General features: G+C 59.2%; 27 protein-coding genes. 6 read left to right on the top strand and 21 right to left on the bottom strand.

The features are described from left to right. Positions 1 to 371: 371 nt before the first annotated feature. The 9 genes from ACZ3HH_RS06680 to ACZ3HH_RS06720 form a co-directional block, all read right to left on the bottom strand. Positions 372 to 974, bottom strand: a complete 603-nt coding sequence (locus tag ACZ3HH_RS06680) for an START domain-containing protein (RefSeq protein ID WP_465803559.1) — start codon at positions 972 to 974, stop codon at positions 372 to 374. Positions 975 to 1,015: 41 nt separating this feature from the next. Beyond that, positions 1,016 to 1,270 (bottom strand): YkgJ family cysteine cluster protein, encoded by a 255-nt coding sequence (locus ACZ3HH_RS06685; RefSeq protein WP_367372517.1) that lies wholly within the window; start codon positions 1,268 to 1,270, stop codon positions 1,016 to 1,018. Between the two features lie 166 nt (positions 1,271 to 1,436). Next, positions 1,437 to 1,904 (bottom strand): translation initiation factor 2, encoded by a 468-nt coding sequence (locus ACZ3HH_RS06690; RefSeq protein WP_465803560.1) that lies wholly within the window; start codon positions 1,902 to 1,904, stop codon positions 1,437 to 1,439. An 87-nt stretch (positions 1,905 to 1,991) separates the two neighbouring features. After that, the gene (locus ACZ3HH_RS06695) at positions 1,992 to 3,431 is read right to left on the bottom strand and encodes an aminotransferase-like domain-containing protein (protein ID WP_007903895.1); all 1,440 of its coding nucleotides are present in this window, start codon (positions 3,429 to 3,431) and stop codon (positions 1,992 to 1,994) included. Positions 3,432 to 3,642: 211 nt separating this feature from the next. Continuing rightward, positions 3,643 to 4,455, bottom strand: coding sequence for an OmpA family protein (locus ACZ3HH_RS06700; RefSeq protein ID WP_465803561.1), 813 nt, complete (start codon positions 4,453 to 4,455; stop codon positions 3,643 to 3,645). Then, positions 4,452 to 4,808 carry a DUF4398 domain-containing protein gene (locus ACZ3HH_RS06705; RefSeq protein WP_465803563.1) on the bottom strand — a complete coding sequence of 119 codons (357 nt, stop codon included), beginning with the start codon at positions 4,806 to 4,808 and terminating at the stop codon, positions 4,452 to 4,454. The genes ACZ3HH_RS06700 and ACZ3HH_RS06705 overlap by 4 nt, the downstream gene beginning before the upstream one ends. A 9-nt stretch (positions 4,809 to 4,817) precedes the next feature. Then, positions 4,818 to 5,666 (bottom strand): substrate-binding periplasmic protein, encoded by an 849-nt coding sequence (locus tag ACZ3HH_RS06710; RefSeq protein ID WP_465803564.1) that lies wholly within the window; start codon positions 5,664 to 5,666, stop codon positions 4,818 to 4,820. Between the two features lie 81 nt (positions 5,667 to 5,747). After that, positions 5,748 to 6,677, bottom strand: a complete 930-nt coding sequence (locus tag ACZ3HH_RS06715) for an electron transfer flavoprotein subunit alpha/FixB family protein (protein ID WP_465803566.1) — start codon at positions 6,675 to 6,677, stop codon at positions 5,748 to 5,750. Between the two features lie 2 nt (positions 6,678 to 6,679). Next, positions 6,680 to 7,429, bottom strand: a complete 750-nt coding sequence (locus tag ACZ3HH_RS06720; RefSeq protein ID WP_003226982.1) for an electron transfer flavoprotein subunit beta/FixA family protein — start codon at positions 7,427 to 7,429, stop codon at positions 6,680 to 6,682. Between the two features lie 547 nt (positions 7,430 to 7,976). Between ACZ3HH_RS06720 and ACZ3HH_RS06725 the strand changes: the two genes are divergently transcribed. Further along, positions 7,977 to 9,641: an electron transfer flavoprotein-ubiquinone oxidoreductase gene (locus tag ACZ3HH_RS06725; RefSeq protein WP_465803568.1), complete on the top strand. Its 1,665-nt coding sequence runs from the start codon at positions 7,977 to 7,979 to the stop codon at positions 9,639 to 9,641. Between the two features lie 181 nt (positions 9,642 to 9,822). Here ACZ3HH_RS06725 and ACZ3HH_RS06730 read toward each other — a convergent pair whose 3' ends face one another. Next, on the bottom strand, positions 9,823 to 10,713 hold the full coding sequence (locus ACZ3HH_RS06730) for an AraC family transcriptional regulator (RefSeq protein ID WP_465803570.1): 891 nt from the start codon (positions 10,711 to 10,713) through the stop codon (positions 9,823 to 9,825). 216 nt (positions 10,714 to 10,929) lie between these two features. Between ACZ3HH_RS06730 and ACZ3HH_RS06735 the strand changes: the two genes are divergently transcribed. Continuing rightward, a complete protein-coding gene (locus tag ACZ3HH_RS06735; protein WP_465803572.1) occupies positions 10,930 to 11,982 on the top strand; it encodes an NAD(P)-dependent alcohol dehydrogenase in 1,053 nt (350 codons plus the stop codon). Positions 11,983 to 11,997: 15 nt separating this feature from the next. Here the strand turns inward: ACZ3HH_RS06735 and ACZ3HH_RS06740 are convergent, their stop codons facing one another. The 5 genes from ACZ3HH_RS06740 to ACZ3HH_RS06760 form a co-directional block, all read right to left on the bottom strand. Beyond that, the gene (locus tag ACZ3HH_RS06740; RefSeq protein ID WP_465803573.1) at positions 11,998 to 12,801 is read right to left on the bottom strand and encodes an IclR family transcriptional regulator; all 804 of its coding nucleotides are present in this window, start codon (positions 12,799 to 12,801) and stop codon (positions 11,998 to 12,000) included. A gap of 60 nt (positions 12,802 to 12,861) precedes the next feature. After that, positions 12,862 to 14,172, bottom strand: a complete 1,311-nt coding sequence (locus ACZ3HH_RS06745) for an MFS transporter (RefSeq protein ID WP_465803574.1) — start codon at positions 14,170 to 14,172, stop codon at positions 12,862 to 12,864. A gap of 171 nt (positions 14,173 to 14,343) precedes the next feature. Continuing rightward, complete coding sequence (gene dgoD / locus ACZ3HH_RS06750) at positions 14,344 to 15,492, bottom strand: galactonate dehydratase (protein ID WP_030131992.1); 1,149 nt, start codon at positions 15,490 to 15,492, stop codon at positions 14,344 to 14,346. 45 nt (positions 15,493 to 15,537) lie between these two features. Further along, complete coding sequence (locus tag ACZ3HH_RS06755) at positions 15,538 to 16,158, bottom strand: 2-dehydro-3-deoxy-6-phosphogalactonate aldolase (RefSeq protein ID WP_465803576.1); 621 nt, start codon at positions 16,156 to 16,158, stop codon at positions 15,538 to 15,540. A gap of 19 nt (positions 16,159 to 16,177) precedes the next feature. Next, positions 16,178 to 17,170 (bottom strand): 2-dehydro-3-deoxygalactonokinase, encoded by a 993-nt coding sequence (locus ACZ3HH_RS06760; RefSeq protein WP_465803578.1) that lies wholly within the window; start codon positions 17,168 to 17,170, stop codon positions 16,178 to 16,180. A 193-nt stretch (positions 17,171 to 17,363) separates the two neighbouring features. On the opposite strand from ACZ3HH_RS06760, the gene ACZ3HH_RS06765 reads away from it, so the two are divergent. Beyond that, entirely contained in the window at positions 17,364 to 17,807 is a 444-nt protein-coding gene (locus ACZ3HH_RS06765) for a hypothetical protein (protein ID WP_465803579.1), read from the top strand. A 176-nt stretch (positions 17,808 to 17,983) separates the two neighbouring features. Here the strand turns inward: ACZ3HH_RS06765 and ACZ3HH_RS06770 are convergent, their stop codons facing one another. Then, the gene (locus tag ACZ3HH_RS06770; RefSeq protein ID WP_465803581.1) at positions 17,984 to 18,466 is read right to left on the bottom strand and encodes a GNAT family N-acetyltransferase; all 483 of its coding nucleotides are present in this window, start codon (positions 18,464 to 18,466) and stop codon (positions 17,984 to 17,986) included. Between the two features lie 221 nt (positions 18,467 to 18,687). Between ACZ3HH_RS06770 and ACZ3HH_RS06775 the strand changes: the two genes are divergently transcribed. The 3 genes from ACZ3HH_RS06775 to ACZ3HH_RS06785 all read left to right on the top strand — a co-directional run bounded on the left by ACZ3HH_RS06775 (position 18,688) and on the right by ACZ3HH_RS06785 (position 21,029). Beyond that, a complete protein-coding gene (locus ACZ3HH_RS06775) occupies positions 18,688 to 19,341 on the top strand; it encodes an HD domain-containing protein (protein WP_465803583.1) in 654 nt (217 codons plus the stop codon). A gap of 112 nt (positions 19,342 to 19,453) precedes the next feature. Continuing rightward, on the top strand, positions 19,454 to 20,788 hold the full coding sequence (locus ACZ3HH_RS06780; protein ID WP_465803584.1) for an MFS transporter: 1,335 nt from the start codon (positions 19,454 to 19,456) through the stop codon (positions 20,786 to 20,788). Continuing rightward, positions 20,775 to 21,029: a hypothetical protein gene (locus ACZ3HH_RS06785; RefSeq protein WP_465803586.1), complete on the top strand. Its 255-nt coding sequence runs from the start codon at positions 20,775 to 20,777 to the stop codon at positions 21,027 to 21,029. The genes ACZ3HH_RS06780 and ACZ3HH_RS06785 overlap by 14 nt, the downstream gene beginning before the upstream one ends. A 178-nt stretch (positions 21,030 to 21,207) precedes the next feature. Here the strand turns inward: ACZ3HH_RS06785 and ACZ3HH_RS06790 are convergent, their stop codons facing one another. The 5 genes from ACZ3HH_RS06790 to araH form a co-directional block, all read right to left on the bottom strand. Continuing rightward, entirely contained in the window at positions 21,208 to 22,137 is a 930-nt protein-coding gene (locus ACZ3HH_RS06790) for a PfkB family carbohydrate kinase (protein WP_465803588.1), read from the bottom strand. Beyond that, positions 22,130 to 23,596, bottom strand: a complete 1,467-nt coding sequence (locus ACZ3HH_RS06795) for a purine-cytosine permease family protein (RefSeq protein WP_465803589.1) — start codon at positions 23,594 to 23,596, stop codon at positions 22,130 to 22,132. Before ACZ3HH_RS06795 ends, ACZ3HH_RS06790 begins: the two co-directional genes overlap by 8 nt. A 225-nt stretch (positions 23,597 to 23,821) precedes the next feature. Continuing rightward, complete coding sequence (locus ACZ3HH_RS06800; RefSeq protein ID WP_465803590.1) at positions 23,822 to 24,820, bottom strand: ADP-ribosylglycohydrolase family protein; 999 nt, start codon at positions 24,818 to 24,820, stop codon at positions 23,822 to 23,824. Continuing rightward, complete coding sequence (locus tag ACZ3HH_RS06805) at positions 24,817 to 25,530, bottom strand: GntR family transcriptional regulator (RefSeq protein ID WP_465803591.1); 714 nt, start codon at positions 25,528 to 25,530, stop codon at positions 24,817 to 24,819. Before ACZ3HH_RS06805 ends, ACZ3HH_RS06800 begins: the two co-directional genes overlap by 4 nt. 254 nt (positions 25,531 to 25,784) lie before the next feature. Continuing rightward, entirely contained in the window at positions 25,785 to 26,753 is a 969-nt protein-coding gene (araH, locus tag ACZ3HH_RS06810) for an L-arabinose ABC transporter permease AraH (RefSeq protein WP_123357792.1), read from the bottom strand. Positions 26,754 to 26,762 lie beyond the last annotated feature (9 nt).

The raw sequence follows: 26,762 nt of genomic DNA on the forward strand, positions 1-26,762 counted from the left end.
CTTTCACGAGCAAGCCCGCTCCTACATGGATTGCGTTTAACTGACCGGCATCAGCTGCCTCGCCCTCTGTTGGCCATCCTCGGCCCCGGGGCTTGCGCGGTGCGCAAATGTTGCACGATCAACCGCAGCATTACCATTGATTACTGACCCGCAGGCCAGACTGTCGCTTGTAGCGTTCTGGGACAAGAGACGTGGCGCAAAGCTGCGGAGGCTGACGGGTTGGGGCGCGGGTGAATTGTCTTGGAGACTTTGTGAAAATTTCGTTCAACGCATATCCAGAAACAAAATAAATCCTCGCCCATGGTAAAAACGCAAACGCCCCGATCAAATCGGGGCGTTGTCGAACAGGCCATATCAAAAGAGTTGGGTGGTTATTTCTCGGCGCGTTCTTTCAGGGCTTTGAGGGTATTGAATGGCGCGTCGACCACGAACTTGTTGGCCAACCACGACGGCACGCTGCCGCCGGGTTCGGTATGGGCCTGATAAGTCACTTCGACTTGATCGCCTTTAGGCACGAGCTTCCAGAAACCTTTGACCTGGGCGACCCGTACAAAACCTTTTTCTTCCGGAAGGTACTTCGGCTGTCCTTCCAGCTCGCGGGTCAGGCTGCCATCGGCGCTTTCAACGGTGGTGACATGCAACACGGAGTCGCGAGGAGTGACCGGCCAAGGGGTATTGAACTGGGTGTAGGTCCAGCTCTGATTACCTTCATGTTTGAGCAACTTCTGAGTCTTGCACTCGTGAATCCAGGCACAGGCACCCGGCACGTCTTCCTGCAATGCACGCAGTTTGGCCACGGTGGTCTTCATGACGGTCACGCCACGGTAAGCCTTGTATTGGGAACCGGCCACTTCACTCAAGGACACCTTGATGCCGTCTTCTTCCTTGGCGGTTTTCCATTCTTCGGCCTGGGCCGTGGAGGCCAGCAAAACCGTCAAACCACACAGCACAGCCATACGATGCAGCGAACCCATATTCTTATTCCTTATTGTTGAAGTTCCGTTCGTTGAACACATCACGCGGCCGTCATTTGCTCCCACCAGCCCAGCAACTTGATCGCTTCGTCGCTGCTGCTTCCGCAGACCTCGACATCGGCTTCAAATGCCGAACACACCGCAGGACGTTCCGGCTTGCCGAAAATGTTGCACAGGTTATCGGCAGACAGCTGTATGCAACGTTCTCCAGCGGCTTTGCCATTGGGCATTCCGGGAATCGGCGAACTGATGGAAGGGGCAATGCAACAGGCGCCACAGCCTTCACGGCATCTCATGACGACAAGCTCCTCGCGATGGGCAATGTATTAAAGGGACGTGGCACAGAGTAACGTCTAAAACGACTGTTTAAAATTACCTGAGCCCGGGTTTTTTCGTTCAAACGAACGTGACTGACCAGTCTCCGACAAAGCGTCTGGTCCGCGGGTCACGAATGGGAGGGATTTACTGCTTGAACTCGAATTCCAGCGCCGCGCCTTCAACCTCCCGACGCTCTTCATTACGCAGTTGCAGCTGCATTTCGTTGCTGAGCAGGCGTCCGTTGAGCTGGAACGGGCTGCTCTTGTCACCGAACATTTGCGGCAACAGCGCATCGTGTCGGGGCAACTGTACCGTGCCGACCGGCTTCAGTTCTTCGACCATGTCCTTGGGCAAGCTCAAGTCGAGATTTGCCGAAGGGAGTTTGGTTTTCACGACTTCACTGGCCGGTTTCGACTTGGAAGCAATGGGGGAACGTTTTTTGACCGCTGTAGCTTTCTTTTTGGCCGGTGTGGCCTTTTTGACCGGTGCCGCTTTTTTCGCGGTGGTGCTGGCTGTCGTTTTTTCCTGAACGGAAGCCGCCATGACGCCTTCCGGGTGACAGGTCATTAACAGGCAGATCAACAACCAGGCGGCAGAAAAAATCGACTTCATGGACCCAACGGCGTGAACGGCAGAAGGCTATATGCTCGCCTGTTGGAGACGACAAGACAAGCGGCCAGTTCAGAACTGCCCAGCCGCTCAAAAACCGCTCGCTGTTTCCTGACAAAGTTGCGTCGCCAGCAACCCCAACGTCATCAATGCACGCTCGGCCTCGCGGTTCCAGGGGATGCCACAGTTCAGGCGAATGCAGTGATTGAACTGCTCGGTATTACTGAAAATCAGCCCCGGCGCAATGCTGATGCCCTGCTGCAACGCGCGCACATGCAGTTCCTGCGTGTTGACCCGCCCCGGCAGGCTGACCCACAAAATGAAGCCGCCGGTGGGCCGGGTCATCTGCGTACCTTCCGGAAAGTACTGCTGCACCGCCAGCTGGAAAGCGCTGAGGTTCTTGCGGTATTCCTGACGGATGTAGCGCAAATGCCGGTCGTAACCGCCGTTCTCCAGATAGGCCGCGATGCCCATTTGCGTGACGCTGCAGGCTGAATGGGTGCTGAAAGTCTGCAAGCGCTGGATTTCCTGCTGGTACTTGCCGGCAATCATCCAGCCGATGCGCACACCGGGCGACAGGGTCTTGGAGAAGCTGGAGCAATAGATCACCCGATCCAGCCGGTCATAGGCCTTGAGCGATTTGGTGCGGCCCTGCTCGAACATCAGTTCGCCGTAAATATCGTCTTCGACGACCTGGATATCGAAATCCGAAGCCAGGCGCAGCAATTGTTTCTGCCGCTCTTCGGGCATGGTGCCGCCAAGGGGATTGCTCAGGCGCGTGGTCAGCACCAACGCCTTGATCGACCACTGGTTAGCCGCCAGTTGCAGGGCTTCGAGGCTCATGCCGGTAGCGGGATCGCTGGGGATCTCGATGACTTTCAGCCCCAGCAAGTCAGCCAGTTGCAGCAAACCGTAATAGGTCGGGGACTCGGCCGCGATCAGATCGCCCGGCCGGGTCAATACGCGCAGAGACATCTGCAACGCATCGACGCAGCCGTGGGTGATCACCACCTCCGACGGATCGACCACCACGCCGGCATCGCGCATGCGGATCGCCACTTGCCGACGCAACGGCTCGAAACCGGGGCTGAACATGTAGCTGAACGCCCGCGGGCTATGGAAACGGGTGACTTTGGCCAGCTGCTGATGCAGCGCCCGCACCGGTAGATAATCGACGCTTGGTACGGCGGCGCCCAACGGAAAGACGCCTTCGCGGCGGGATTCGACCAGGACTTGCTGAATGATGCTGCTGCGGGTGACAAGGCCAGGTCGCTCGACCCGGGCGATATCCGGGGTTGGCGCCGTGAGCGCTGGCGTCTGGTGAACGTAGTAACCGGATTGCGGCCGGGCACGGATCAGGCCCTGATCCTCAAGGTTGGCGTAGGCCTGCAACACCGTTGCATGGCTGACGTTGAGCTGCGAGCTCATCTTGCGCACCGAAGGCACGCGCTCCCCGGGTTGATAGACACCGCGGCGGATGTCTTCGGCCAGTTGCTGAGCAATTCGTTGATAGAGCAAGAGATTGGTCATGACGCAGCACTCGATTTCACGGGCATTTTATTCTTGTGTGAAACAATACCGGAACAGTTTAGAAGTGTACTGGGACAGTTGTCACAATAGTCGACCGTACAGTGCATTGTCAGCAAAAACTGTACTGTTTTTGTGGAGAGTATTGCGCTGATTGGCAGGCACAAAAAAACCCGGCACTGCTGACAGGCCGGGTTTTCCAGTAACGCGGCCCTTAGCGGGCGGCGCCGAGCTGGCCTTTTTCGTCGGAGAACACAATTTCCACCCGACGGTTCTGCGCACGCCCGCGCTCGGAAGCGTTCACGTCCACCGGGTATTCATCGCCGTAGCCTTCGACTTTGATGCGTTTGTCGTCGATACCCAGGTCCATCAGCACATCCGCCACCGATTGCGCACGGTCGCGGGACAGCTTGAGATTTTCCTGTTTACCGCCAGTGCTGTCGGTATAGCCCTCGATCCGCACCACGCGTTTGGGATTGAGCTGCAAGAACTGGACGATCTTCAGCACCACGCGGTTTGCCGAGCTTTTCAATTCTGCTTCACCGGTATCGAACAGCACATCGCCCAGCGTCATCACCAGACCACGGTCGGTTTGGGTGGTCGCCAGCGCTACAATTTGTTCTTCGAGCCACTTGCCCTGTTGCTGCACGCTGAGCAACTTGGACTCACGCAGGGCCAATTGCAGGCGCTGACGCTCGAGTTCGAGCTTCGCAGCGCTCTCCTCGTTGAGCACTTGTTTGGTGTGCTCCCGAGCAATTTCGCTGTAGCGCTGGCTCAGGTAGGCGTAATGCACAACGTCCGAACTGCTGCCCCAGTAGCTGGACAGACGATCGGCGCGGGCCAGGGACTCGCCGGCACGGATCACATCTTTGGGCGCAATGCGCAGCACGTTGGAGTCTTCCTTGACCTTCTGGAAGTCGGTACCGGCCTGCTGCAATGCGGCTTCGCTGTGTTGCCCGGCGCAGCCATAAAGGCCTGCGCAGCCGGCCAGGATCAAGCCGCCGAGTGCTTTGGTCTTCAGGCTCATTGGGCATCTCCCAGTTGCTTGCGCAGGCGAGTGATGCGGGTATTGAGCACGTTCAACTGCGCCTCGCTCTTGAGGGTCAGAACCCGGGCTTCGGCCAGACGCGCGTCCAGCTCGGCCTGCTCGGCCCGCATGCGCGCATTCTTGAAGGACTGATCGGTCATGTTGCCCTTGGCACGCTTGAACTTGTCTTCAGCCAGTTTCATCTCTGGCACTTCGTCGGCGGTAGCACCCACGGCCTTGGCTTGATCGAGGGCCTGTTCGGTCAGGCGTATTTGTTCATTCGGCGCCGGATCGGCTGCACAACCCGCCAGAGCCAGAACGGCCAGGGCAGCGAAAAGAGGTCGAATACTCACTAAGAATCCCTACTGTTTTGGGGTACTGACAGGTTGTGGCTGCGGTTGTGAGCGTTGCGCTTTCCAACGCTCGATATTGCGCAGCAGCGCAGCTTCCGTCAGTCCGGACGCGGGCAATTCTGTCATCTTTTTGGCCAGCTGTCCGCGCAACCAAGGATCGTTGCAGGCAGAGTTATGGGAAACCGCGAGATACAGGCCGGGTTTGTCGATGGGTTGTGGGTGAGCCATCAAGTCATCGGCCATCCCCAGCGTTTGCACCATGGCCATGCCCGAGTAGCGTCCGGCGAGGACAAATTCCACCTCGTTCAGCAGCAATTTCTGAAAGGCCTGGGTCAGATTGGGCGTACGCACCAGGGTCAATTGCTGTTCGGCAAAAGTGCCAAATGACGGGGTCACTCGAGCCTTTTCCGACAAGGCACCGGGATGACCGTGAAGGTCTTGCGCTTCGTTATAGGCCAGTAACGAGTCGTTGCGGGTCCAGACCAGATAATCGTTTTCCAGCAGCGGTGGATGGACGTAATCCAGATTTTCCAGCTCACTGACCGTCAACGGCGCATCGGCCAGCATGTCCATGCGCCCGCTGCGCACTTCATCCAGGGCCTGGGAGCGTTTGCCGGCGTAAAGCAGCTCGACCTTGATGCCTAACTCCCCCGCCACTTGCTGCAACAGGTCGGCGCTGGCGCCTATCAGGTACTTGGGATTTTGCGGGTCTTGCCACAGGTACGGCGGCGCGTCAGGGCTGCCGGTCACCACCAGGCGCTCGCATTTGCCCGCAGCGATGGACAGCCCCGGCAACAGCGTCAGGCTTAACCACAAACCCGACAAAAAAGAGCAGCCAAACCAGTGGCGCAGACTCATGGCAACACTCTCCCCACCCAAATCCGGAACAAAAAAAAGCCCGACCAAAAGGTCGGGCTCTTTATAAGTCAAGCCGCCGGATTAGACCAGCTTCTCGAACTCGGGGATAGCTTCGAACAGGTCTGCCACCAGGCCGTAATCGGCCACCTGGAAGATCGGCGCTTCTTCGTCCTTGTTGATCGCAACGATCACTTTGGAGTCTTTCATGCCGGCCAGGTGCTGGATCGCGCCGGAAATACCGACGGCAATGTACAGCTGTGGCGCAACGATCTTGCCGGTCTGACCGACCTGCATGTCGTTGGGTACAAAACCTGCGTCGACCGCGGCGCGGGAAGCACCGACGGCAGCGCCCAGCTTGTCGGCCAGGGCGTACAGGTGTTTGAAGTTGTCGCCGTTCTGCATGCCGCGACCGCCGGAAACGACGATTTTGGCAGCGGTCAGTTCCGGACGATCGGACTTGGCCAGTTCTTCACCAACGAAACTCGAAGTACCAGCGTCGTGAGCAGCAGCAACGGCTTCAACGGCAGCCGAACCACCTTCTGCAGCAACCGGGTCGAAACCGGTGGCACGCACGGTGATCACTTTGACCGCAGCGTTGGACTGTACGGTAGCAATGGCGTTACCGGCGTAGATCGGGCGCTTGAAGGTATCAGCGCTTTCGACCGAGATGATCTCGGAGATCTGATCAACGTCCAGCTGAGCGGCAACGCGCGGCAGGATGTTTTTGCCGTTCGAAGTAGCGGCAGCCAGGATGTGGCTGTAAGCCTTGCCCAACTCTGCAACCAGCGGAGCAACGTTTTCCGGCAGTTGGTGAGCGTAAGCGGCGTTGTCGGCCACAAGCACTTTGGCCACGCCAGCGATTTTCGCAGCGGCTTCAGCCACGGCGCCCACATTCTGGCCAGCGACCAGAACGTGAATGTCGCCACCAATTTTGGCGGCAGCAGCAACAGTGTTCAGGGTGGCAGGAGCCACAACCTTGTTGTCGTGCTCAGCGATTACCAAGATAGTCATGATTAGATTACCTTCGCTTCGTTTTTCAGTTTCTCGACCAGTTCAGCCACCGACTTGACCTTGATACCCGCGCTGCGTGCAGCCGGCGCTTCGACTTTCAGGGTCTTGTTGGTGGAGGCGGTGGAAACGCCCAAAGCGTCCGGAGTCAGCACTTCGAGAGGCTTCTTCTTGGCTTTCATGATGTTTGGCAGAGACGCATAACGCGGCTCGTTCAAACGCAGGTCGGTGGTGACGATGGCTGGCAGTTTCAGGGAAACCGTCTGCGCGCCGCCATCGATTTCGCGAGTCACGGCAACGCTGTCGCCGGACACTTCGACTTTCGAAGCGAAGGTGCCCTGACCGTAGCCGCTCAATGCAGCGAGCATCTGGCCAGTCTGGTTGTTGTCGCTGTCGATGGCTTGTTTGCCGAGGATCACCAGCTGAGGCTGTTCCTTATCGACAACAGCTTTCAACAACTTGGCAACCGCCAGGGAAGTCAGATCTTCAGCGGATTCGACGAGGATGGCGCGGTCGGCACCCAGAGCCAGCGCGGTGCGCAGTTGCTCTTGAGCGGTAGACGGGCCGATGGAGACGACGACGATTTCAGTCGCAACGCCTTTCTCTTTCAGACGTACGGCTTCTTCCACTGCGATTTCGCAGAACGGGTTCATCGACATCTTGACGTTAGCGAGGTCGACGCCGGAATTGTCCGCCTTGACACGAACCTTGACGTTGTAATCCACAACGCGTTTGACAGCTACAAGAACCTTCATGGATTCCTCGTTACTCTCCGGTGAAAAGAAAGTCGCCTAGGCGAACCTGGCGGTTGATGCTCATCGGCGCAAGGGCACCTCTAAAAACGCTGGCAGGTGTATCGGGTGAATGTTGCTCACGAGGCTGATAACCGTTCGTCAGTGGTGACCGACGAGTCATTCATTATCGCGGCGTGTAAACTGCGCGCCTGACCTGCGCTGCGCATCACCTTATACTGCCATCGCCCTGTCTTTAGAGGTGCTCTTGAAACCAACAGTCAGCCTACGGCGAGCGCAAAACCGCCCGTATCTTGACCGGAACGCCTATTCCGGTCAATACGGCAAAATAGCCGTTCATAAGCCGCGTGACTTTGATTTCTCTGGCTTTGAGCCAATTCAAACAAACGTTTGTATTGGACGCTAGGAGTGGTGTAGATATAATGCGCCACCTAGAGAGAAAGGTGGGTCATCCATTGTCCCTTCCGGCAAGTTGCCGGAAGAAATAATGGATGCAACGCCAAACCTCCAATTAGAAAAAAACTGTTGAGCCTTGAGTAGGAGATAGCCTGTGGAACGCGAATACATGGAATTCGACGTGGTCATCGTCGGTGCCGGCCCCGCTGGCCTGTCCGCCGCCTGCCGTTTGAAGCAGAAGGCCGCCGAAGCCGGTAAGGAAATCAGCGTCTGCGTGGTCGAAAAAGGCTCCGAAGTCGGCGCTCACATCCTGTCCGGTGCCGTGTTCGAACCACGCGCCCTGAACGAATTGTTCCCGGACTGGAAAGAACTCGGCGCGCCGCTGAACACGCCAGTCACCCGCGATGACATCTTCGTTCTGAAAAATGCCGACAGCGCGCAGAAAATTCCTGACTTCTTTGTGCCCAAGACCATGCACAACGAAGGCAACTACATCATCTCCCTGGGCAATCTGTGCCGCTGGCTGGCTCAGCAGGCCGAGAACCTTGGCGTGGAAATCTACCCGGGCTTCGCGGCCCAGGAAGCACTGTTCGACGAGAACGGCGTGGTTCGCGGGATCATCACAGGCGATCTGGGCGTTGACCGCGAAGGCAATCCGAAAGAAGGCCTGTACACCCCGGGCATGGAACTGCGTGCCAAGTACACGCTGTTCGCCGAAGGTTGCCGCGGCCATATCGGCAAGCAGCTGATCAAGCGTTTCAACCTCGACAGCGAGGCCGATGCCCAGCATTACGGCATCGGCCTGAAAGAAATCTGGGAAATCGACCCGGCCAAGCATCAGCCAGGCCTGGTGGTCCATACCGCCGGTTGGCCGCTGGACATCATGAGCACCGAGAACACCGGCGGCTCGTTCCTCTATCATCTGGAAAACAACCAGGTGGTGGTCGGTCTGATCGTCGACCTTTCCTACAGCAACACCTTCCTGTCGCCGTTCGACGAGTTCCAGCGCCTCAAGCATCACCCGGTGCTCAAGCAATACCTGGAAGGCGGCAAGCGCATCAGCTACGGCGCGCGTGCTATCTGCAAAGGTGGCCTGAACTCGCTGCCGAAAATGGTCTTCAAGGGCGGCGCGCTGATCGGTTGCGACCTCGGCACGCTGAACTTCGCCAAGATCAAAGGCAGCCACACCGCGATGAAGTCCGGCATGCTCGCCGCTGACGCCGTGGCCGACGCGCTGTTCGCTGATCTGGACGGCACGCAAGAGCTGACCACTTACGTCGACGCCTTCAAGAAGAGCTGGCTCTATGACGAACTGTTCGCCAGCCGCAACTTCGGCCCGGCGATGCACAAGTTCGGCCCGATCATCGGTGCCGGTTTCAACTGGCTCGACCAGAACATCTTCGGCGGCAAGCTGCCGTTCACCTTGCACGACACCAAGCCGGATTACGCTTGCCTGAAACTGGCGGCTGACTGCAAGAAGATCGACTACCCGAAACCGGACGGCAAGATCAGCTTCGACAAACTCAGCTCGGTGTTCATCTCGGGTACCAACCACGAAGAAGAGCAGCCGTGCCACTTGAAGCTGGCCGACGCGAGCATTCCGATCAGCAAGAACCTGCCGATGTACGATGAACCTGCCCAGCGTTACTGCCCGGCCGGCGTGTACGAAGTGGTGACCCAGGAAGACGGAGAGAAGCGCTTCCAGATCAACGCCCAGAACTGCGTTCACTGCAAGACCTGCGACATCAAGGACCCTGCACAGAACATCACCTGGGTGGCGCCGGAAGGCTCTGGCGGCCCGACTTACCCGAACATGTAAGTTGAATCGCTGAACATCAAGGCTCCCGAAACGGGGGCCTTTTTGTTGCCCGAAATTCAAGCGACATCACAGAACCTTGTGGGAGCGGGCTTGCCCGCGATGACGGTTTATCATCCAACATTAAAGTCGACTGACCCACCGCAATCGCGGGCAAGCCCGCTCCCACAGAGATTGTGTTGTCTTAAGCAGCGCGCTCATCCCCAGGATTACGCTCAAAGTAACGCTTGTACTCGCGACTGAATTGCGACGTGCTCTGATACCCCACCCGATGCGCCACCTGGGCCACGCCCAACCCTTCGCCCAGCAACAACTGCTGGGCCCTGAGCAAACGCAAACGCTTCAAATACTGCACCGGCGACAACAAGGTGCTGCGTTTGAAATGCTCATGAAACGTCGACGCGCTCATGTTCGCGCAACTGGCCAGGGTCTCGACGTTCAGCGGCTCGGTGTAATGCGCATGCAGATGACTCAGGGACGCCGCGATCCGCGCGAATTGCCCCTGTTGTTCCACCAACGCCCGCAACACATCGGCTTGCGGCCCTCGCAACGCCACGAACAACAATTCACGCAAGCGCGCCGGGCCCATGATCTGGCATTCAAGCGGATCGTGCAGGCAGCGCAACAACCGTTCCACACAACCGCGCATGGCATCGTCGAGCACCGCCGAGGTCATGGACTCGGGCGTCTGTGCGGGAACAGTGCGCCCCGGCGCCAGCCCCATGGCCAGCACCAATTCACTGAGCAGCACCCGGTCAATGGCGATGGAAACGCCCAGCATCGGGCCATCTGGTGCCGAAAACGTCTCGCATTCGAAGGGTACCGGCAACGCCTGAATCAGGTAATGCCCAGTGCCATATTCCAGCGTACGCGGGCCCAGATGCGCCAACTTGCCGCCCTGGGCGATGATGACCAGGCTTGGCTCGTAGATTTGCGGACCACGGGCGACATCGCAACTGGCTCGCATAAGCTGCACGCCCGGCAACGCGGTGGGCGCAAAGCCGTCGCGGGTGATCAGCGGCTGGATTAACGAAACCAGGGTGGCATTGGCGTCGAGATGACGGGTCAACAACATGGGGGAGCTCTTCACAAAAGAAGTCACAAAAGAAGTCACAAAAAAGTCGCGAAAAAAGGGATGAAAGCATCATCGCAGGTCTGATCGCCAATGCGACCCATCAACGGTGTAAGCCGGAGGATTAGGCATGACACCCGGAGGAATCGCCATGGCCGGTCACCCGTGCGGCGCCCAGAATTGCTCGCCTCACCTGTCACTGCTTTTGCGAGGTTCACCATGTACACCGCCATCGGATACGCCGCTCAATCAGCCACCACTCCCCTCGCCCCGATGAATTTCGAACGCCGCAGCCCACGGGCCGACGACGTTGCGATCGACATTCTTTACTGCGGCGTCTGCCATTCCGACATCCATCAGGCACGCAACGAGTGGGGTATTGCTGTTTACCCACTGATGCCCGGCCATGAGATCGTCGGCAAAGTGACCGCCATCGGCGCGAACGTTACCCAACACAAAGTCGGCGATCTGGTCGGCGTCGGCTGCATGGTTGACTCGTGCCGCCACTGCGAAGCCTGCCAAGCGGATCTGGAGCAATACTGCCTGGAAGGTCCGACCCTGACCTACGCCACCCCGGACCGGGTCGATGGCAGCAACACCATGGGCGGTTACTCCGACAGCATCGTGGTCAGCGAGCACTTTGTCGTGCGTATCCCGGAGAAACTCGACCCGGCCAGCGCCGCGCCGATCCTGTGTGCCGGCATCACCACCTACTCGCCGCTCAAGCACTACGGCGTCAAGGCCGGCGACAAAGTCGGGATTCTCGGCATGGGTGGCCTCGGACACATGGGGATCAAGTTCGCCAAGGCGATGGGCGCTGAAGTCACGCTGTTCACCCGCTCGGCGAGCAAGGCTGAAGAAGCTCGTCATCAAGGCGCGGACCACGTGATCGTGTCCACCGACGCAGAACAGATGAAAGCCGCCGCAGGACATTTCGACTTCCTGCTGGACACCATTCCGGTGCAGCACGACCTCAATCCCTACCTCGATACGCTGCGTTTCGACGGCGTACACATTCTGGTGGGCTTGGTCGAGCCGATCGATCCACCGGTTCACGCTGCCAAACTGATATTGGGTCGTCGCGTGTTGGCCGGCTCGCTGATCGGCGGTATCGCCGAAACCCAGGAAGTGCTGGATTTCTGTGCAGAGCACGGCATCACCTGTGACATCGAAATGCTCGACATCCGCCAGATCAACGAGGCTTACACCCGCATGATTGCCGGTGACGTGAAGTACCGTTTCGTGATCGACATGGCGACGCTGAAAGTCTGATCAGACCCGCTCGACTTATACCTTCAAGCCGAGCTCCGCCGACAGCCGGGCTGTGACCCCTTTGATCAGGGGAATCAGCTCGGCCATTTTTTCCAGCGGCATGTACGGCACGGTGCTGGCGATGCTGATACCGGCGACGATGCGCCTGCTGGCATCGCGGATCGGCGCCGCCACGCAGCGGATCGACGGTTCGTTGTCTTCAAGATCGAACGCATAACCGCCTGCCACATACTCGACCATGCGCTGCTGAAACTGCTCCCAGGACTGCTCCGGGTGCTGCGGCCAGAACTGATTTTTCCCACCCGCCGGCAAGCTGATTTCGTACAGCCGTTGCCATTCTTCCTGCGTGTCATCGAGCATCAACGCTTTACCGATCCCGGTACGCGCCAATGGCATGCGATGACCGACCCGCGAGCGCATTTCCGGACCATTGCGCCCCGGATTCTTGTGCAGGTACAGCACCTCGTCGCCCTCACGAATCGCCAAGTGAATGGTGTCACCGGTCAACGCCGACAACTCATCCAGATAGGGCCCCGCCAGCGTCACCAGTGGCAACTCTTCACGAGCCTGGAAACCCAGCTCGATCAGTTTCGGCCCCAGCAGATAACCGACTTGCGGCACCACCCGCAAATAACGCTCGTCCACCAGGCAACTGGCCAGGCGATGGGTGGTGCTGCGCGTCGTGCCGATCAACCGGGCGATTTCCTTGAGATCGCGGGCGCCACTGGCCACGGCCTGAACCACACCCAAACCACGAAGCAGTGTCTGGGTGCCAGTCGGCGCGGCGTCCTTGGCGATTTTTGGGGCGTCTTCCTGCATATCCAGCCTTTACCGTTGAGCGAGTGAACGGGCGGCATTATGGTCGCCCGATGGCCGCGACTACAACTTGATACGCTCGACCTTGCCCACCAGCAACACGTAGGAAAGCGCTCCCAACAATGCCAGAACCGAGATATAGGTAATCGCCGGGGCAAACGAATCACCGGAAGCGAGAAAACCGATGACGATGGGCGTGGTGATCGCCGCCAGGTTGCCGATGAAATTGAACACCCCACCGGTCAATCCAAGCAAACGCGCCGGGGCCAGGGTCGACACCAGCGACCAAGTGATCGAAGCCAGACCGTTACCGAAGAAGGCCAGCGCGAGGAAGGCAATCACCAGCGGCGTCGACTCGACAAAGTTGGCGCCGATGATTGAGGTGGAAATCAGCAGGCCACCAATGATTGGTAATTTGCGGGCGAAACCCACTGTGTAGCCGCGACGGATCAAAAAGTCCGAGAAGAACCCCGAACACAGCACACCAATGAAGGCCGCCAGAAACGGTAGCGACGCCAGCAAGCCAGACTTGATGAAGTCCATGCCGCGATATTTCACCAGGTAGGTCGGGAACCACGTCAGAAAAAACCACAAGGTCGAATTAAGGCAGAACTGACCGAGGTAAATGCCCCACAACTTGCGTTTGCTCAGGACAATCCCGAGATCGATCCAGCTGAATTTCGCCTTGGCCTTCGCGGTTTCAGCCTGGATATCCACCAGCCCGCCGCCTTCGCGGATCAGCTCGATTTCAGCGTCGTTGGCGCCCTTGAAATCCCGTGGCTCGCGATACACCGCGTACCAGATCACCGCCCAGATGATGCCCACCACACCGGTGCTGACAAACACCATGTGCCAGCCATATTGATGTTGCAACCACGCGAGTACCGGCGTGAGAAACGCCAGGCCGACGAACTGCCCGGAGGTGTAGAAACCGATGGCCGTGGCGCGCTCACGCTCAGGGAACCAGGTCGTCACCACGCGGCTGTTGATCGGATACGCCGGTGCTTCCAGCGCACCGACGGCCATGCGTAGCACGAACAGCGCGATGAAACTGGCAGCGAAGCCGAGCATCACCGTGGCCAGCGACCACAGCAGCAATGCGACGCTATACAGGATGCGCGGCGGCACTCGGTCCACCAGCCAGCCGCCGGGGATTTGCATGGCGGCGTAAGTCCAGCCGAACGCGGAAAAGATCAGCCCGACATGGATCGGATCGATGCCCAGATCGCTGGTCAGCGCCGGGGCGGCAATGGACAGGTTACTGCGGTCCAGGTAGTTGATCACCACGGTGATGAACAACAGGACCATGATGAAAAACCGCTTGCGGCTCGGCGTCACCAACGACGCCTGCCCGGTGAGGGTTTGCGGTTGCATGAGAGGTGCCTCTTCTTATGTTTATTGAGGTCGTATTGAAGACTTACGCTGCACCCTGTGGGAGCGGGCTTGCCCGCGATGGCGGAGGTACATTCAGCATTGATCTGACTGACAAGACGCTATCGCGGGCAAGCCCGCTCCCACAGGGATTTGTGTTGAGTCAGGAGAAACTCACCACTCGGCAAAGCTGCCATCGGCATGGCGCCAGATCGGGTTGCGCCAGCGGTGGCCGACGGCGGCGCGTTCGATCACGTATTCCTCGTTGATCTCGATGCCCAGGCCCGGGCCGTTGGGGATTTTCACGAAGCCCTTGTCGTAGTCGAACACCCGCGGATCTTTCACATAATCGAGCAGGTCATTGCTCTCGTTGTAATGGATGCCCAGGCTCTGTTCCTGGATGAACGCGTTGTAGCAAACCGCGTCCAGTTGCAGGCACGCCGCCAGGGCAATCGGGCCCAACGGGCAATGCAGCGCCAGCGCCACGTCGTAGGCTTCAGCCATGTTGGCGATCTTGCGGGTTTCGGTGATGCCGCCCGCGTGGGAGGCATCCGGCTGGATGATGTCGACGTAGCCTTCGCTGAGCACCCGCTTGAAGTCCCAGCGCGAGAACAACCGCTCGCCGAGGGCAATCGGCGTGCTGGTCAGCGGCGCCAGCTCTTTCAGCGCTTCATAGTTTTCGCTGAGCACCGGCTCTTCGATGAACATCAGTTTGTACGGGTCGAGCTCCTTCATCAGCACCTTGGCCATGGGCTTGTGTACCCGACCATGGAAGTCCACGCCGATGCCGACATTCGGGCCGACGGCATCGCGTACGGCGGCGACGTTGGCCAAGGCCAGGTCGACCTTCTCGAAGGAATCGAGGAATTGCAGTTCTTCGGTGCCGTTCATTTTCACCGCGGTGAAACCACGGCTGACCGCTTCTTTCGCGGCGCGAGCAGTGTCCGCCGGGCGATCACCACCGATCCATGAATAAACGCGAATCTTGTCCCGCACCTGACCACCCAACAGATCGCTGACTGACACACCCAGAGCCTTGCCCTTGATGTCCCACAACGCCTGGTCGATGCCGGCCAGCGCGCTCATGTGGATCGCGCCGCCACGGTAGAAGCCGCCACGGTAGAGCACGGTCCAGATGTCTTCGATGTTGCGTGGGTCCTTGCCGATCAGGTAGTCGGACAATTCCTCAACCGCAGCGGCGACGGTGTGCGCGCGGCCTTCGACCACGGGCTCACCCCAACCGGTCACGCCCTCGTCGGTTTCGATCTTGAGGAAGCACCAGCGCGGCGGAACGATGAAGGTCGTGAGTTTGGTGATTTTCATCTTTTATCTCTCTTATAGATGTAGCGCGCTCGGCGCCAAAAAGTCTTAACGCAGAGCGTTCCAGGCAGCGACATACGCCTTGGCGTTTACTGCCACTTGCTCAGGTGTCATGCCCGGTTTGAACAACCCGGAACCGAGGCCGAAACCTTTGACGCCGGCCTCGACAAACACCTGCATGTTGTCCGGCGTAATCCCGCCCACCGGCACCAGCACCGTCCCTGCCGGCAACACCGCCAGCCAGGCTTTCACAACGGCGGGGCCCATTTGTTCGGCCGGGAACATCTTCAGCACATCCGCCCCCTCGGCCAATGCAGCAAAGGCTTCGGTCGGCGTCGCCACGCCCGGCGACAGGAACAGCCCCGCCGCTTTCGCCGCACGCAACACCTTGGCATCGCTGTGAGGCATGACGATCACTTGGCCGCCCGCCGCTTTCACTTGCTCGACCTGTTCCGGCGTCAACACCGTGCCCGCGCCGATCAGGCAATCGGCGGGCAACGTGCTGCGCAGGATGCGGATACTTTCGTACGGCTCGGGGGAATTAAGCGGCACTTCGATGACGCGAAATCCGGCTGAGTACAGGACTTCGCCGACGGCTGCCGCTTCTTGCGGACGCAGGCCACGCAGGATCGCGATCAGACCGTTTTTTGCCAGTGCTTGCTTGAGCATGTCAGACCTCCAGTCAGGTTTAACGGGATGGGGGTGTCGTGATCATTCCGGCGGCGACCGCCAACTGCCACAACCCGCGTTCGGTGGCCAGCTCGGCCAGAGTCACCCGGGCAAAACCGCAGGCGTCGAGCGCCCGGCTGTAGCGGGCGCAGAGTTGCGCGTTGCCGATGAGGATGATCGAAGGCAGGTGCACGCTGTTGCGCCGACGACGCTGAACGTTGGCCAGGGCGGATAGTTCATGGCCGATCAACAGACCGGACAGATAGTCCGGCTGAGCGACGGCGCTGAGTTCACCGGTCAGCCCCAGACTGCGGGCACTGAACAGCGTCGACAGCGGCCCGATCTCGCCGTCCGCCGACAAGGCCACCCGCACGCCACGATCAAACGCTTCGCCATCAAAGGACGCGCCGCGCTGCTGAGTGCGCCCCAGAATGCTGTGTTCACTGAGGACGGCGAAGACTTCGCCAGTCATGAAAGTATCGAAATGCACGATGCAGCCGTCGGCCACTTCCACCCATTTCGAATGGCTGCCCGGCAAGCCGATCAACAGATCGTTGCCCGCCCCGCTCGGCAGATTCTGCAACACGCCGAGGACTTGGGTTTCCTCGCCGCGCATCACGTTCGGCAAACGCGAACGCTGAATCACACCCGGCACGATGTGCACATCGACACCGCGAAGACTGCGAACGGTTTGTAGGGAAGTTCCGAGATTGGCGACGTTCGCCGGCGTGTCGCAGTAGGCCGCTTCGCGCCAGCCCTGAGCACTGCCGACCATGCCACACGCAATCACCGGCAAATCGGGCTGTGCGTCGAGCCAGTCACCGCACGCCTCATCGAAGGCCAATTCAAAACCGTCGGCGCATTCCTGCCCGGCGATGATTCGCGGCGTCTTGGGCAGCTGCATGATCCCGGACGACAGCGTGCGCTGTTCCAGCACCTGGCCACCGAAGCCGAGTTTGTAAGCACGTAATGAGGTTGTCCCCCAATCGAGCGCGATCAGTTGCGCCAGCATCGCTTCACCTGTTTTGTTTTTTGGGCAGTGAGTGAGCTGGACTATAAACCTGAACGAAATAAAATCTCAATATATAAATATCACTCCCATATTATGGGATTTACAAGTGTGACAAGATTTTCTCCGACAACGCCCTAAAATGCCCCCTGCGCCCATGCGGGTGCCAGCGCCCCCGAATGTTCAAGGAAGAAAGATGAAATCGGCTTTAAAGGTATTGTTGTTTTGCAGTGCGCTCTGGACCAACGCTGTGTTCAGCGCAGCACCAGCATTGAAGGAAGGTGACATCTGGGCCTACAAAACCCGCCCCGGTGAAGAGGCCTCGACACTGACCATTCTGAAAATCGAAAATTATCCAAAATATGGCAAGGTCGTGCACATCAGGGTCGACGGCATCCGGATGATCAACCCGGTAGTCGGCAATGAATTCAACGAAATGCCTCACCTGCCCTTCCAGGCCAAAGCCCTGCAACGCAGCCTCACTCGCCGTGTGGGTGAGACCGCAGAGATTCCGGATTTCAGTCAGGGGTATGCGTACTGGAAAACGGCCTTTGACGAAGAGAGGGCCGGTGCTTTCAAGATCACCGTGCGGCAGGCACTTGATGGTTTGCTGAGCGGCAACTGGAAAGAGACTGATTAGAAATGAAAAGCCCCGAGCCTAATGCCCAGTTAAGGTGTGGAACCTGTGGGACGCGGCGGCGTAGCGATCCTACATGGATCGCGCTTTAACTGACTGGCATTAGTCCCGAGACTCCTCGTTTCCTGACAAGAGGGCTCGACGAGTACTGGATATTCGTATCAGATCGCCGCGAGCGGTCAACGCCCCTCGGCAAACTCGCGCAACACCGCCCCATCCATCCGATACCGCACCCACTCTTCTTGCGGCTGCGCGCCGAGGGATTTGTAGAATTCGATCGCCGGTTTGTTCCAGTCCAGCACGCTCCATTCGAAACGGCCGCAGTCATTGGCGCAGGCGATTTTCGCCAAGTGGCGCAGCAAAGTTTTACCGGCGCCACCGCCCCGTTGTTCGGGAGTGATGTAGAGGTCTTCGAGATACAGGCAGTTGCTGCCCAACCAGGTGGAATAGCTGAAAAAGAACACCGCAAAGCCGATCGGCAAGCCATCGCGCAGGCAGATCAGGCCATGGGCGGTGGCGCCTTCACTGAACAGGCTGCGCTCGATGTCAGCGACGCTGGCGATGACTTCGTGGCGGGCACGTTCGAAGTCCGCCAGTTCAGTGATGAACGCGAGGATTTGCGGAGCATCGCTGGGGGTTGCCGGGCGGATTTCGATCATCATGAACGTGCCTTGTCAAAAGTTGAAAACGCCATACTAAGTCCGCGTGCGATGCTCGTCACATTTGAATGCAAAATGTCATATAGCATCGCTGTTTTTGTGGCGCTTTGCATGAACAGGCCGGCCTGCGAAATCAGCGTGACTGTGCTGACGTATTCGCGGGCAAGCCCGCTCCCACAGGGGGCTCATTGATCACAAAAACCGAGTCGAATCCAGGGATTTCCATGACCACCATCGCTTTCGCGCCGCTGCACACTCTGGCTTCTGAACTGCTGCCTCATGCACTGGAGCCTGGCGAGGACGGTGCCCATGATCTGTCGCACTTGCAGCGGGTGTGGCACAACGTGCGCACGCTTCATGCCGAAGAAGGCGGCGATCTTGAGGTGCTGCTGGCAGCCGTGCTGTTGCACGATTGCGTGGCGGTGGAGAAGAACTCGCCACTGCGCTCCCAGGCATCACGGCTGGCAGCGCAGAAAGCGTCGACAGTACTGATAGCAATGGATTGGCCGGGCGCAAAAATCACAGCGGTCGTCCACGCCATCGAAGCCCACAGTTTCAGCGCCAACATCACGCCCACCACCCTCGAAGCGAAAATTATCCAGGACGCCGACCGCCTCGACTCCCTTGGCATGCTCGGCGTGGCACGTACCTTCTACATTGCCGGGCGCATGGGCAGTGCGTTGTACGACCCTTTGGACCCGGAGGCAAAAGAACGGGACTACGACGACAAACGCTTTTGCCTCGATCATTTCCAGACCAAGCTGTTGCACCTGGCGGACGGCTTCCAAACGACCACCGGTCAACGTCTGGCACTGATTCGCCACGGACGCCTGAAGGGTTTCATGGAGCTGTTCAAGGAAGAAATCGGCGTCTGCTGAGAGCATTACTCCGGCCTCCACTAACCCTGAAATCGGTAACCACAGACCTATCATCGGTACCTTGCGTGATAGATAGATGACATTCACTTCTATCGGGTCAAGGAACCGCCTCATGTCTACCGCCGCCCCACCCGTCTCAAGCAGGTTGTTCAGCCTGTTCTGCCTCGCCAGCTATTTGTTGTCGCTGTCCTATGGCTCGACTTTTTTACTGTCGCTGCTGATCGGCTCTCGTGGCGGCAACGAACACGACGCCGGCAGCGTGATTTCGGCGGCGATGCTCAGCACCTTTGCTGCAGTGATTGTCTCCGGTCACTTGTCCGACCTGCTCGGCGCGGCGCGCTCCATTGCACTGTTCAGCCTCTTGCTGGTGGCCGCCAGCCTGGGATTTGCCTTGACGCCAGGCATTGGCAATCTGCTGCTGTTTTTTGGACTGATGCTCGGGTTGGGCTGGGGCGTTTTCTACACGCTCGGACCGATCATCGTCGCGAGCCTGGTGACGCCTGCGCAACGAGCTAAATACTTTGCGCTGCTGTCGGGCAGCATGATGACCGGGATCGGCAGCGGTCCATTGTTGGGCCGTGCTGCCAGTGCTCTCGGGTATCCGGTGACGGCAGCGTTTTACCTCGCGGCGCTGGCCAGCCTGATCGGTGCTTTGCTGTTCTGGCGGCTGGATGTCCAGCTCAAAAAAATGCCCTCGGCATCAGCGTCAGTCGCACGAATATCCTGGCGCGCAACGGCTCGGGTGTTGTCCTCCAGAGCCATGTTCCCGATCATCATGGTCGGCCTCGGCGGCTGTGTATTCGGTGGCCTGTCGAGTTTTCAAACCAGTTACGCGGCGTCCCGTTCACTTGATTATTCACTGTTCTTTTTCGGCTTCATGGGCGCGGCGATCAGCAGCCGAATGTTGATTGCCGGGTTCGTGGTCAAACGCGATCCATTGCGTGCCTCCTGCCTGTTGTCGGGCCTGATGATGGTTTCGATCCTGATGTTCGGTTTTGTGGTCGACGACGGGTTCAGCTACGTGCTGGCGGCGATGATGCTAGGAGTCGGTTATGGGCTGACGTATTCGGTGATCAATGGCTTGGCGGCGAACGAAGCGCCGTCCGGCACCACCTCGCAGTCCTTACTGTTGTTCAGCCTGTCCTACTTCGTCGGCGTGTTCGGTTTTCCGTTGCTGGCCGGGAGAATCATCGTAGAACACGGGATGATGCCACTGTTGCTCACGGTACTGACGATCGCCCTGATGAACTGGCTGATCACCGTAGGTCGGTTGATCTGGCGTCACGTCAGCAGGATCAAAACGTTGCAGCACGCCCCCTGGACCACTCGTCGCTCATCAGGCACCAATCCAGGTCGGGAAGGACCAATATCAGATAAGGACTCGCCGATGCGAGCGAGGAGCAACACTCGTCCATCCCAACCAAGAGGTAACCATGAACGCCGATAAAAACCTGGAAAAAGAAGTCCTGACCCGCCTGCTGCACGCCCACCCGAGTGGCTTGGGCAAGGAAGTTCTGGACAATTACCGGGGGGAGAAAGTCGTGGCCAGCACGCTCGCCACTCTGCAGGAGCGCGGGCTGATCCAGCATGGTCATGTGATCTGCAACGAAGCCGGCGAGCACTCGCTGAACCTGCCGATCAAACTCAGCGCCGCAGGGGTTGAGGCCGCGCGCAAGCTGGATATCTAACCGAGTAGGCGCTGCAGCAGGTTGCGATTTTTTGCCTGTGAATGTTTGAAGAGCAAATGTAAGATTTTAGGGCCCCATCGCGAGCAGGCTCGCTCCCACAGTTGATTCGTGTGAACCGCAATATTGGCGGCTGGCATAAATCCAATGTGGGAGCGAGCCTGCTCGCGATAGCGGCCAATCAGGCGCCATAGGTCTCGCGAATCAACGCATCCACCTCAACCGCCCCCGGCGAAGTCGCCGGCCCCCAGCGAGTGACCGCCAATGCCGCAGCCGCATTCGCCCGCCGTGCCGCTTCGACCGCCGATAATCCGTGCGCCAACCCGGCGACAAAAACTCCCGCGTGAGCATCCCCCGCGCCGTTGCTGTCCACTGCCTCGACCTTGAAGCCCGGCACGTGCTGGTGATCGCCGCGCTGGCTGATCCAGCACCCTTGCGGCCCATCGCGTACCACCATCAGTACCTCGGTCGGCAGATGATCAGCCAACCGATTCAATGCCTCGCCGATGTCTGTCGCCCCGGTAAACCGCAGCGCCTCGACACGGTTGCTGGTCCACAGATCGATGCGCGACAACAAGGCCTTCATCAGCGATGCGTCTGGCGAATCCACCAACGGCCCCGGATCGAATACCACCTTGATCCCGTCCGGCAAATCCAGCACCCAATCCACCAGCGCTTGAGCCTTGCCGCCATGCAGCAGGCTATAGCCGCTGACATAGACAAAATCGCCCGCCTCGGCTGGCACACTCGCCAGGTCTTCGGCGGCCAATTCGCCTTCGGCACCGATGCAGGAAATGAACGTGCGCTCGGCCGAGGCTTCGGTCAGCGCGACGCACAGCCCGGTGTCGCGCTCGGTGCTCTGGTCGATGCCGATCCGAATGCCTTCAGCCGTCATCGCCTCTCGGGCCATGTCGCCGAAACGGCCCTTGCCATGGCCACCGAGGTAAACCACCGGCAAGCCGTTTCGCCGGGCCGCAGCCATCACATTGAAGCCACCGCCAGCCTCGAAACGGGCGGATTGCGCCAGCACGTCACCGCCCGATTGAGGCAATTTATCCACGGCCATGACCAGATCGATCATGACCTGGCCGGTATGTAACATTTTAGGCATGAGCCGGCTCGATCAACGCGGCGCGACGGTCCTTGGCACCGCCGAGTACTCGGTAAATGCCACCGGCCACCAGGAACGTCACGATCCAGCCCAGGCCGTTGTGGCCCAGCCAGGAGTCGGATAAAAAGCCCCGGAACCAGACATCTTGCTCAGTAGTACCGATGGTGGTGAAACTGAAACCCAGCACAATCGCCAGCGCCCATGCACCGAAGGCGCGCCACTCGACGCCGCCGCGATACCAGTAGGCGCTGCTCGGACTGACGTCCAGCAGGTCTTTGGGGCTGTAGTAATGCCGGTGAATCAGGTCGACCACGAAGATCCCGACCCACGCGGTGATCGGCACGGCCAGCAAGGAAATGAAGGTGATGAACGGGCCGTAAAAGCTCTCGGCGATCAGCATGAAGTAGATCGAACCGGCGAAGATCGCAATGATATCGAGCACCACCGCATACACGCGCTTGACCTTCAGGCCGAGGGTCAAGGTAGTCAAACCGGCGGAGTACACCGACAGGTTGTTCGACAGCAGCAGCCCGCCGAATGCGGTGATCAGGTACGGCACGGCCATCCAGGTCGGCAGCATGTCGCGGATCGCGACAATCGGGTCAGTGGCCGAGGCCAGATCATTGTTGCCCACTGACAGCAGACCACCGAGTGTGATCAGCAGCACCAGCGGAATCCCCGCACCGAACGCCGCCGACGCCACCAGACTCACGGCTTTGACGCTGCGGTGCTGATAGCGCGACATGTCGGCACCGGCGTTGGCCCAACCGATCCCGGTGCCGGCGGCCATGGTACCGATGCCGATGATCATTGCGCTCAGGGGCGCTGGCGTGGCGTTGAATACAGCGCTCCAGTCGATGGTCGCGCAGAGGAAACCGCCGACCAGGATGTTCAACGCACCGAACACGTAGGTCGCCCATCTCTGGATCACCAGCAACGTGGCGTGACCGAGACCGGACACCGACAACGTCAGCAGCACGAAAATCGCGATGAACGCGAGGGTCAGCAGCGGCGCGCTTTTGGCTTCCACCGGCGAGCCGAACAGAATCGAGCACAACGACAGCAAGACGAACGCGGCGGTGGTGGTGTTGACGGTTTCCCAACCCAGTCGCGACATCAGCGAGACCAGCGTCGGGCCGATATTGCCGCGTACGCCGAAGATTGCTCGCGACAGCGTCAGGCTTGGTGCGCGGCCACGACGACCGGCAATGGAGATGATCCCGACCACCGCGAACGAACCGGCGGCACCGAGGATGGCGACGATGATCGCCTGCCAGATTGCCAGGCCGCGAAAGGCCACCAGCGTGGCGCCCAACGGCAATCCGAGAATGGAAATGTTCGCTGCGAACCAGACCCAGAACAGTTGCAGTGGGTGACCGTTGCACTCCCCTTCCGGCACTGGTTCAATGCCACGGGTTTCCAATTGCCCGGCACTTTGCCCGGTGTTCGATGAACTCATGAAAACTGCTCCTGTTGCCGTTGTTGTGGTTGTGGTTGCGGGCAATTCGGAAGTCGACATAACTTTCCGGCGGTCCTGGCCATGTTTGTGCGCTCCATTGCGGGTGAAAAATTTTAGTATGCGGCGCGCCTGTCGCGGGCAAGCCCGCTCCCACAGGTACGGCGTGTATCTCAGGTTTGTACTATTCCTGTGGGAGCGGGCTTGCCCGCGATGGCGTCAGTACAGTCAACGCAGAGCCAACAGCCCCTGCACCAACGGCTCCAACTGTAGATCATTTACCGCTTTAACCTGCTCGATCATCGCCACCGGCCAACTCTCAAGCCCCAGACAAGCCCCAAGCATGGCGCCGAGAATCGCCGCGATGGTGTCAGTATCGCCGCCCAGGCTGGCAGCCATACACAGCGCTTCGAAAGCCGTCATCTCCTCGATAGCCACTTGCCGAGCCAGCGCAAATGACACCACCACCGATTCCTGCGAGGCCACCGACGTGCCGATCACGTCATACAGCAAGTCCGCCAGCAACGCCTTGTCGCTGTCGACGCTGATGCTCCACGCCCAACTGATGCGGGCGGCGATACGTCCGCCAGCGACCCAGTGGCCATGGTTTTCGGCTTTCTGAGCGGTCTGCTGGCCGAGGTTCAATGCCTCGCCCAGGTCCATGCCATTGATCCCGGCAGAAACCACTGCCGCCACCGCCGCCGCACTGGCAATTCCCAGCGTGGTGTTGTGGGTCACCTGACAGGCTTGCACCACGGCGCGGATGAAACGTTCGGGGTCGGCAACATCGGCCGCAATCCCCACCGGCATGATGCGCATGGCCGCGCCATTGGTGGTGCCGTAGCGCCCTGCCTCTTCCAGCGAGTGGCCGGCGAGGATCATCTCGATCGCGCGTTTGGTCGAGGGGCCGAGCAAATCCTGCGACCCCTTGGCTTGCATCCCGGCTTCCCATTCGATCAGGCGCTGGGCCAGCACCTCCGGTTCGATCCGGCCCTCGCCTTCAATCAACAACCGACCGACCAGGATCGCCTGCTCCGTATCGTCAGTGATCGAGCCTTTGGGCATGTTTGCGGCGATCGGTTGATCCGGGCCAGCGTCTTGCAGATCGGTGATCTCGCCGAAGCGCGCCTTGATCTCGGCGCGGCTCAGGGATTGTGTCGGCATGCCCAACGCATCGCCCAGGGCCAGCCCATAGAAGGCGCCCAGCGCACGGTCGAGCGCGGTCATTTTGAGGTTCCAATTTGCAGGTGCAGACGAAAATGCACCGGATCTAGCAGGCTTTCGACCTGCTCCATGAAGCGGTTCTGACGGTCGTAAGTGGTGCGCAGGGCCTTGAGGAACACCGTGCCCTCCGGGCGCCCGAGCAATTCGGCGTCTTCGGCATTCAAGGATTCGGCGCCGATCCACTGATCGCCGTGGTCGCCAATGTAGCCGTAGGCGGCCAGCGTGATGGTCAGGGAGTCATCGATCAGACCGACTCGCGGCAGGCCTTCCAAGCCTCCGGTGGCGGGCATCAATGAACGTTCAAGGGACACCAGCGTGCCATCGGTGCCGCGGCGACGACGGTCGAGGGTGATGAACTGATCGGTGCCGAAACGGGGCAGCAGGTCAGGACGGGTCACCGCCTCCAGCCGCAGCACTTCGGTATTGATCAGCGCCCCATTGTCGGCCAGCGCCTGGGCCCAGCCGCTGCGCTGATCGAGTACCACACCGTCGAACGTGACGATGGACCCCACCCCGCTTTGCGTAGCGATGTAGTGGCGCCGTTTCAGTTCGGCCAGGGCTTCACGCAGCGTGCCTCGGCTGACCTTGAATTCTTGAGCCAACTGATGTTCGCCCGGCAATAGAATGCCGTCCTCCATGAGGCCGTTTTCGATGCGCCGAACGAGCTCGTCGACCACCTGTTGTTTCTTGTCAATTCGTACCGGTCTAATCATGTACACCTCGGGTGTACCGTCATAGCTGAAACGGGTTGGGGCGAGCAAGGGATATTTTGTGAAAGTGTTTGAAGGATACCGGTTAAAAATCGACCGCTGCGCGGTCATCGCGAGCAGGCTCGCTCCCACACTGGATCTTGGTGGTACACAAAATCTATGTTCACTGAAGATCAAATGTGGGAGCGAGCCTGCTCGCGATGGCGTCGACACATTCAATCTCAATGTGTCAGAAAGCCCACTCCCACAAGGAAAAATCAGCGTTGTTTCAACCGGTCAATCACCACTGCCAGCAGCAAAATCGAACCACGAATCACATACTGATAAAACGTATCGATATTCTTCAAGTTCATCGCATTCTCGATGATCGCCAGAATCAGCACCCCGGCAATCACATGCCGAATCATCCCGATCCCGCCACTCAGCGATACCCCGCCGAGCACGCAAGCCGAGATCACCGTCAACTCGAAACCCTGGCCAATCATCGGCTGACCAGACGTCATGCGCGACGCCAGAATCACCCCGGCCAACGCGCCGATCACACCGTGTACGGCGAAGATGATGATCTTGGTCCGGTCAACGTTGACCCCAGCGAGCAACGCCGCTTCCTGGTTGCCGCCGATGGCCATGGTGTTGCGCCCGTAGGTGGTGTAATTCAGCAACCAGCCGAAAAACAGGAAGCAAACGATGGTGATCAGAATCGGCACCGGCACACCGAACAACTGACCATTACCGAACACGAAGAACTGTTCCTGCGAAACGCCCACCGCTTTGCCGTTGGCAAAAATGTAAGCCAGGCCACGAACGATCTGCATGGTCGCCAGCGTGGTGATCAACGCATTGACCCGCAGCTTGGCGATCACGATCCCGTTGATCAGCCCGACAATCAGCCCCATCACCAGCGCCGCACTCACACCGAGGAACACGCTGTCGGTGTCGCGCATTACCACTGCCGCAACCACGCCGGCGCAGGCAATCACCGAGCCCACCGACAAATCGAAATGCCCGGATGCCAGGCAATACAACATGGTGCACGCGGCAATCCCGGTAGTGGAAATTGCCAGGCCCAGGCCGCGCATGTTCAGCGGCGACAGGAAGTTGTCGATCAGCAAGGTGCAGAGCACGAAGATCCCGACGGCCGCCAGCAGCATCACCCAGTCATCGAGAAAGCGCCGCAAGTCCAGAGGTTTGCGCGGGGTTGGCAAAGCATTGTTTTGGATGGTCATAGTCACCTC

The sequence above is a fragment of the Pseudomonas sp. PME37.24/025 genome (assembly GCF_055556615.1).

Coding starts and splice junctions, on each gene's coding strand:
- ACZ3HH_RS06740 (WP_465803573.1), bottom strand. CDS start 12,801: ATGCAGGAAGACGCCCCAAAAATCGCCAAGGACGCCGCGCCGACTGGC.
- ACZ3HH_RS06730 (WP_465803570.1), bottom strand. CDS start 10,713: ATGTTGTTGACCCGTCATCTCGACGCCAATGCCACCCTGGTTTCGTTA.
- ACZ3HH_RS06760 (WP_465803578.1), bottom strand. CDS start 17,170: ATGCTGGCGCAACTGATCGCGCTCGATTGGGGGACAACCTCATTACGT.
- ACZ3HH_RS06680 (WP_465803559.1), bottom strand. CDS start 974: ATGGGTTCGCTGCATCGTATGGCTGTGCTGTGTGGTTTGACGGTTTTG.
- ACZ3HH_RS06800 (WP_465803590.1), bottom strand. CDS start 24,820: ATGACCGCGCTCGACCGTGCGCTGGGCGCCTTCTATGGGCTGGCCCTG.
- ACZ3HH_RS06795 (WP_465803589.1), bottom strand. CDS start 23,596: ATGAGTTCATCGAACACCGGGCAAAGTGCCGGGCAATTGGAAACCCGT.
- ACZ3HH_RS06755 (WP_465803576.1), bottom strand. CDS start 16,158: ATGCTCAAGCAAGCACTGGCAAAAAACGGTCTGATCGCGATCCTGCGT.
- araH (WP_123357792.1), bottom strand. CDS start 26,753: ATGACCATCCAAAACAATGCTTTGCCAACCCCGCGCAAACCTCTGGAC.
- ACZ3HH_RS06700 (WP_465803561.1), bottom strand. CDS start 4,455: ATGAGCCTGAAGACCAAAGCACTCGGCGGCTTGATCCTGGCCGGCTGC.
- dgoD (WP_030131992.1), bottom strand. CDS start 15,492: ATGAAAATCACCAAACTCACGACCTTCATCGTTCCGCCGCGCTGGTGC.
- ACZ3HH_RS06690 (WP_465803560.1), bottom strand. CDS start 1,904: ATGAAGTCGATTTTTTCTGCCGCCTGGTTGTTGATCTGCCTGTTAATG.
- ACZ3HH_RS06765 (WP_465803579.1), top strand. CDS start 17,364: ATGAAATCGGCTTTAAAGGTATTGTTGTTTTGCAGTGCGCTCTGGACC.
- ACZ3HH_RS06780 (WP_465803584.1), top strand. CDS start 19,454: ATGTCTACCGCCGCCCCACCCGTCTCAAGCAGGTTGTTCAGCCTGTTC.
- ACZ3HH_RS06770 (WP_465803581.1), bottom strand. CDS start 18,466: ATGATGATCGAAATCCGCCCGGCAACCCCCAGCGATGCTCCGCAAATC.
- ACZ3HH_RS06785 (WP_465803586.1), top strand. CDS start 20,775: ATGAACGCCGATAAAAACCTGGAAAAAGAAGTCCTGACCCGCCTGCTG.
- ACZ3HH_RS06745 (WP_465803574.1), bottom strand. CDS start 14,172: ATGCAACCGCAAACCCTCACCGGGCAGGCGTCGTTGGTGACGCCGAGC.
- ACZ3HH_RS06695 (WP_007903895.1), bottom strand. CDS start 3,431: ATGACCAATCTCTTGCTCTATCAACGAATTGCTCAGCAACTGGCCGAA.
- ACZ3HH_RS06720 (WP_003226982.1), bottom strand. CDS start 7,429: ATGAAGGTTCTTGTAGCTGTCAAACGCGTTGTGGATTACAACGTCAAG.
- ACZ3HH_RS06715 (WP_465803566.1), bottom strand. CDS start 6,677: ATGACTATCTTGGTAATCGCTGAGCACGACAACAAGGTTGTGGCTCCT.
- ACZ3HH_RS06710 (WP_465803564.1), bottom strand. CDS start 5,666: ATGAGTCTGCGCCACTGGTTTGGCTGCTCTTTTTTGTCGGGTTTGTGG.
- ACZ3HH_RS06790 (WP_465803588.1), bottom strand. CDS start 22,137: ATGCCTAAAATGTTACATACCGGCCAGGTCATGATCGATCTGGTCATG.
- ACZ3HH_RS06735 (WP_465803572.1), top strand. CDS start 10,930: ATGTACACCGCCATCGGATACGCCGCTCAATCAGCCACCACTCCCCTC.
- ACZ3HH_RS06685 (WP_367372517.1), bottom strand. CDS start 1,270: ATGAGATGCCGTGAAGGCTGTGGCGCCTGTTGCATTGCCCCTTCCATC.
- ACZ3HH_RS06805 (WP_465803591.1), bottom strand. CDS start 25,530: ATGATTAGACCGGTACGAATTGACAAGAAACAACAGGTGGTCGACGAG.
- ACZ3HH_RS06775 (WP_465803583.1), top strand. CDS start 18,688: ATGACCACCATCGCTTTCGCGCCGCTGCACACTCTGGCTTCTGAACTG.